General features: G+C 50.0%; 8 protein-coding genes. 1 reads left to right on the top strand and 7 read right to left on the bottom strand.

The annotated features are described in order from the left end of the window. Positions 1–216, top strand: a 216-nt coding sequence (locus tag CKK19_RS19415; protein WP_412523798.1) for a hypothetical protein, incomplete at its 5' end; no start/stop codon positions are given. Positions 217–244: 28 nt separating this feature from the next. Here CKK19_RS19415 and CKK19_RS19410 read toward each other — a convergent pair. From CKK19_RS19410 to CKK19_RS19380, 7 genes are all read right to left on the bottom strand, one after another. Then, positions 245–778 (bottom strand): DUF2514 family protein, encoded by a 534-nt coding sequence (locus CKK19_RS19410; protein ID WP_155023920.1) that lies wholly within the window; start codon positions 776–778, stop codon positions 245–247. After that, complete coding sequence (locus CKK19_RS19405; protein ID WP_155023929.1) at positions 775–1,275, bottom strand: lysozyme; 501 nt, start codon at positions 1,273–1,275, stop codon at positions 775–777. Before CKK19_RS19405 ends, CKK19_RS19410 begins: the two co-directional genes overlap by 4 nt. 19 nt (positions 1,276–1,294) lie before the next feature. Further along, positions 1,295–1,576: an HP1 family phage holin gene (locus tag CKK19_RS25455; protein WP_395226419.1), complete on the bottom strand. Its 282-nt coding sequence runs from the start codon at positions 1,574–1,576 to the stop codon at positions 1,295–1,297. After that, a complete protein-coding gene (locus CKK19_RS19395) occupies positions 1,577–1,915 on the bottom strand; it encodes a phage baseplate plug protein (RefSeq protein ID WP_182918368.1) in 339 nt (112 codons plus the stop codon). Continuing rightward, positions 1,915–2,535 carry a phage baseplate protein gene (locus CKK19_RS19390; protein ID WP_047352928.1) on the bottom strand — a complete coding sequence of 207 codons (621 nt, stop codon included), beginning with the start codon at positions 2,533–2,535 and terminating at the stop codon, positions 1,915–1,917. Before CKK19_RS19390 ends, CKK19_RS19395 begins: the two co-directional genes overlap by 1 nt. A gap of 79 nt (positions 2,536–2,614) precedes the next feature. After that, positions 2,615–2,872, bottom strand: coding sequence for a membrane protein (locus CKK19_RS19385; RefSeq protein ID WP_047352929.1), 258 nt, complete (start codon positions 2,870–2,872; stop codon positions 2,615–2,617). Positions 2,873–2,889: 17 nt separating this feature from the next. Further along, positions 2,890–4,562 (bottom strand): tape measure protein (locus tag CKK19_RS19380; RefSeq protein WP_225455206.1); only part of this gene is annotated, 1,673 nt, incomplete at its 5' end.

The raw sequence follows: 4,562 nt of genomic DNA, 5'->3' as shown, positions 1-4,562 counted from the left end.
TTACTAAATGGTTCTAACAATCTAAATGCGCATAATGTATATTATGTTAAATCGGGCGTGGTAAATGGTAATCCGCTTGTTATCTACGTTAAAACAGGAAAAGCCTTCTTTTCCATGAGTCTAATCGTATATGTAGTTTCCATCTGTTGCAACTACAAACAAGCGATAAACATCACACCCCCGCCCTTTTCAACCACTCATAACCTGCATCAATGATAAACGAGCATTAATTGATCCGTTTCGATCACTCAACAGATCGCGTTACTGCGTCATAGGTGCGCTCGCAGACGCTCCCGGCGCTGACTGCTGCATCAGCATATTGAGCGAGTTCTCCCGCGCGGCGGTCAGATTCTTCGTACAGGTCGGCAAGCATACTGATGGCTTCGGCGGCTGTCTGCCTGCTGGCGACATTTGCGGAAAGCTTGCCTGTCTCACTGGCTGCGAGTTTACGCCGGATATCTGCGAGCGCTCCGCGCAACCGGCCAGCAACATCATTAGCGGCAGCAGCTTCAGCCAGCGCGTTCTGTTTCTCTTTTTCTGCATTCCTGACAATCTCCTCAGTTTCATCCTTACGGCGGCGTTCTTCGTCGCGCTGTGCTTTTTCCTGCGCCAACTGAGCGGTTTTATCGGCCAGATCCCGATTAGCCCATTTGGTTTTCCATTCCCGGCCGCTGGCGCTTTTTCCAGCCTCATAGCTGTTGTGATGGATAGCCCAGCCAACACCACCCAAAGACGCGCCTACGAACAGGCAAATAACAACGGCGTACTTTGCTTTCATTTATCCAAACCCCAGCACGTTAATTCCGACTCCTGCTCACGCCGGATTACCTGACCAAAGCAGTTATTTTCCCGCACACGGCAATCGCGCCCGGCATCATGCACCCAGCGCTTTATTTCCGCGCACGCACCGAATCTGTCTCCGGCGTTTAACTTTCGGTAAAACGTCGAGGTAAAGCATTTACCGGGGCCGATATTCCACGGACAAAATGAAGCTATCCCAACTTTTTGCGGTTTGGTTAATTGCACCCGGACATTTTTATCCACCCATGCCAGCGCCTTTGCCTGTTCCGCTTTATCTATTTTGTCGCATTGCGCTTGCGTTAATTTCATTCCTTTGATGACCGGCTTTCCATCAACGTAAGTAACACCGCCGCAAATAGTCCATACCCCCCGGCTTTTGTCCTGATACGCTATTAAGCTGGTTCCTTCTTTTTCATGCTGGAATTGAGACATTAAAACCGGGGCGCTTGCCCCGGCTGCAATTAACGCCAGCATAGCGGCGCTAAGTTTTGATTTATTTCCCACCTTCACCCCCAGCTTGTAAGAGGTATTTTTTCCTTTCGTAATACCAGTTCACCATGCATGTGATGACGGTACATAAAATACCAATAATCACAGCCCACTCATTCAGGGAAAACATTGCCAGCATTGCGGTAATCAACCCTATTCGATATTTGAACCAGTCCCAGAACTTTACCGCGCTGACTGCAACGCTGATGCACAGCGCAAGCGCGATCGCCATACCCAGGCGTTTTTGGTCTAATAATTCATTAACCTTTTTGCGCAGTCTCCCCACTTAATCACTCTCCACTTCGTCGTATAAATAAAGGCCAAACGACCCATTAAAGGCATCCACGCTGCCGAACGGAACATTTGGACGCAGACGCGCAACACCCACCGCACCCGCACCGGAATAGCCTGGCATCCGACCACTTAACGGATGCCAGATGCCCGGACGCATGCAAATATGTGACAACGTAACGGTACGATCTGAATTAGAAATAGCCAGCCACCACAGCTTTGTGGTGTCGGAAAAATACAGTCTCATGTTCAAAATGAGGCCGTTTAAAGAGGTGGTAAATTCCTGGTCTGGGATGTCAGGGATTATGTTGATTTCGTAGTAAGCCACAGCCATCAGAATAACCCCCCAACAGCGCGTTTTAACTTCTCAAGAGCAAAGACCTTTTGCGGCTCTTTCGCAGCATCTACAGGCGCTGCGGTCTTTTTTCCTGCTGAGGTTCTCCCCTGCCCTGCCGTACTGGAAATATTTGACGATTTCGACTGAATAGACCTACTTCGTTGAAAAGACACCGTATCGACCTTTTCAGCCGTCAGTTTAACGGTCAGATAATTTTGCTTCGGTTCGCGGGAAATACTGAGTGAGGTGATTACTGCCTGCGGCATTGCATTGAATGAGGTGTAAACGGACACGAACTCTTTGACGTCATACGCGGCTTCAATCTGCTGCGCCTGGTTCATTGCCAGAATCATATTCTGAGTGGCACTGAGGAGACCGAACGTATACGGCAGCATGGCACCAGTAATGATGCCCTCTATGGAAATCACCTTCGGATCGTCAACCGTTCCGTCAGCGATTTTATAACCAGTCTCAACTTTGCCTTTAGCTACGGTGCGCTTAACGCTCAGCTCTTCGCGCTTTTTGAGCCTTAGTGACACTGTAACGCCTGACTCAAAGACCATTACAGCCCTTTCATCACGCGGCGCAGCAATCGCGGCAATACCCATGTCAGACATAAAAGCCCCAAAAAAAATCCCCTGATAAAGGGGATTCTTTCATCTTCGCTGACGCGGTTACATCGCGTTACCGCTGGGGCTATTCTTTCGCCCTGGCTTCTACTGCTTCACATATACGTCGCAGATATTCATTGTTTTTAAAGCTCACCATAACCAGCTCAAAACCAATGCGCACCAGAACCAGCGCGATAACCATCCCCACCATGCTTGGCATAGTCCAAAGGAATGTGCCAATACCGACAATAACCAAATTGAGCAACCAGTAAGATATAGTGATTAATTGCGGTGTAATCAGTGACGTAAATGTTGCGAACTTCTTAAACTCACTATCAGCCATTTTTTATTGTCCTGTTTTTATAACGCTCCTGACGATTCGGCAATGTTACCAGATAAATCGCCTGAGATCGTACCTGGGTTATCTAAATTATTCGCCGCCTCAGCCGCTTCTTTTACGCTGTTCACATGGATATCAACCTGCCTGTTTCCGCTATTGGTGTTGTTCACCACAACCCCGCCTTTCGACGGCGTAGCTAACCCAGTCGCAGCGGCCTGATTATTATCCCCACTGAAAAGGTTAAAAAATGACTCGATACCATCCAGCGGATTGAAGTTATTCCCCCGACTTTTGAGGAAATCAAGAGCATTTGGAAACAGGTTTTGTGGTTTCCACAATTCACCCCATGTCGTTTCATTTTTCGGTGTTGACCATACACCACCATCGTTATTTACATTTCCGGCAGCTTCATCTGATGTGCCACTTAATGCCTTGAGCATTTTCATGATAGTTGGATAGCGTTTTTCAAACGCATCAAAGCTACCGAACAGGCTTTCAAATATTGTTCCGCCCTCGCCATTCATCCAGGCTTTCCACTCTACGAACGCCTCATAGACAACCCACACGGCAGCACCGATCGCGAGGAACGGCCACAGCGCCGCCAGTACAGGAATAGCCAGCGCCGTAAATGCTGCGCCGACTGCACCCAGGATGCCAATCAGGATCGCCGCCTTGCTTTCGTTAGCGAGAGTAGACCAGAATTCGGAAAGCTCCAGCCCAGCGCTTCGCACAATCGGAATCAGTGTAGTCGCCGCCCAGTCAGTGAATTTTTGCCAATCTCCACCGATCGTTGCACGAGCAAGAAACGCCTGCCAGTCGTTACCCATTACCGTTGTGACCTGGCCCCACGTCCAGCCCTGTTTTTTAAGCAGGTCTGCGTTGCTAGCCGCCATTTTCTCGAATGCCTTGAACATGGTTTCAGCTGTGAGCTTCCCGGCTTCAGACATTGCCCTGAGCCCTTTAACATCTGTCCCAAATGCTTCAGCAACTTTTGGCGCCTGCGTACCGATCGCCTCCATGAACGAGCTGAACTCATCGCCGCCGAACCGGTCGGAAGAAAACGCCTGACCCATCTGGTACAGTGCTGCGTTCTTAGCCTCAGTGCTCGCACCACCCAACTGTAACGCCCCCACAAGACCCTGAGTTGCCTTGATGGTTCTTTCCTGCGAAAAGCCTAACTTCTCCGTGGCAGTAGCCATGTTGGTATATGTTGAAATAAACGCACTACTGTCACTTCGCACATCGCTTGCTGCAGCATTCAGTTCCAGAAATGCCTCTTTTGCATCACCTGTTGTCTGTGCAAGGCGCTCGATTTGACTCTGCTGGGTCTGAATTGAGTCCAAGCTGTTAGAAAGAGCATCAAACGCAACTTTTACCCCAGCCAGCACACCCGCCGCACCCGCCAGCGTTTCCAGCGAAAGACCACCCTCCCTGATGTCATTTGCGCCTTCGTTACCCGCACCTTCATCCTCTGAATTATCTCTGCCCTGGCGGTCAGGTGCTCCGAAATCGATATCCAGCCCCCTAATGGCATCCCTTAAACGTGCGATCGCCGCATCCTGCTCTGTTATCAGCCCGGCTGCATTACCTCCTCCCGGCCCCTGCGGTATCCCTGCACCGCCAGCTAATGATGGTGGAATTCCAATACCACCACCGCCGCCAGAGCCCGCAGACAAAGGAGTACGCGCAGGCG

Source organism: Enterobacter sp. CCUG 70166, assembly GCF_020224095.1.
Classification (GTDB): Bacteria; Pseudomonadota; Gammaproteobacteria; order Enterobacterales; family Enterobacteriaceae; genus Enterobacter; species Enterobacter intestinihominis.
Note: the sequence above shows the minus strand (reverse complement) of the source record. Positions and strands in the feature narration are given on the sequence as shown.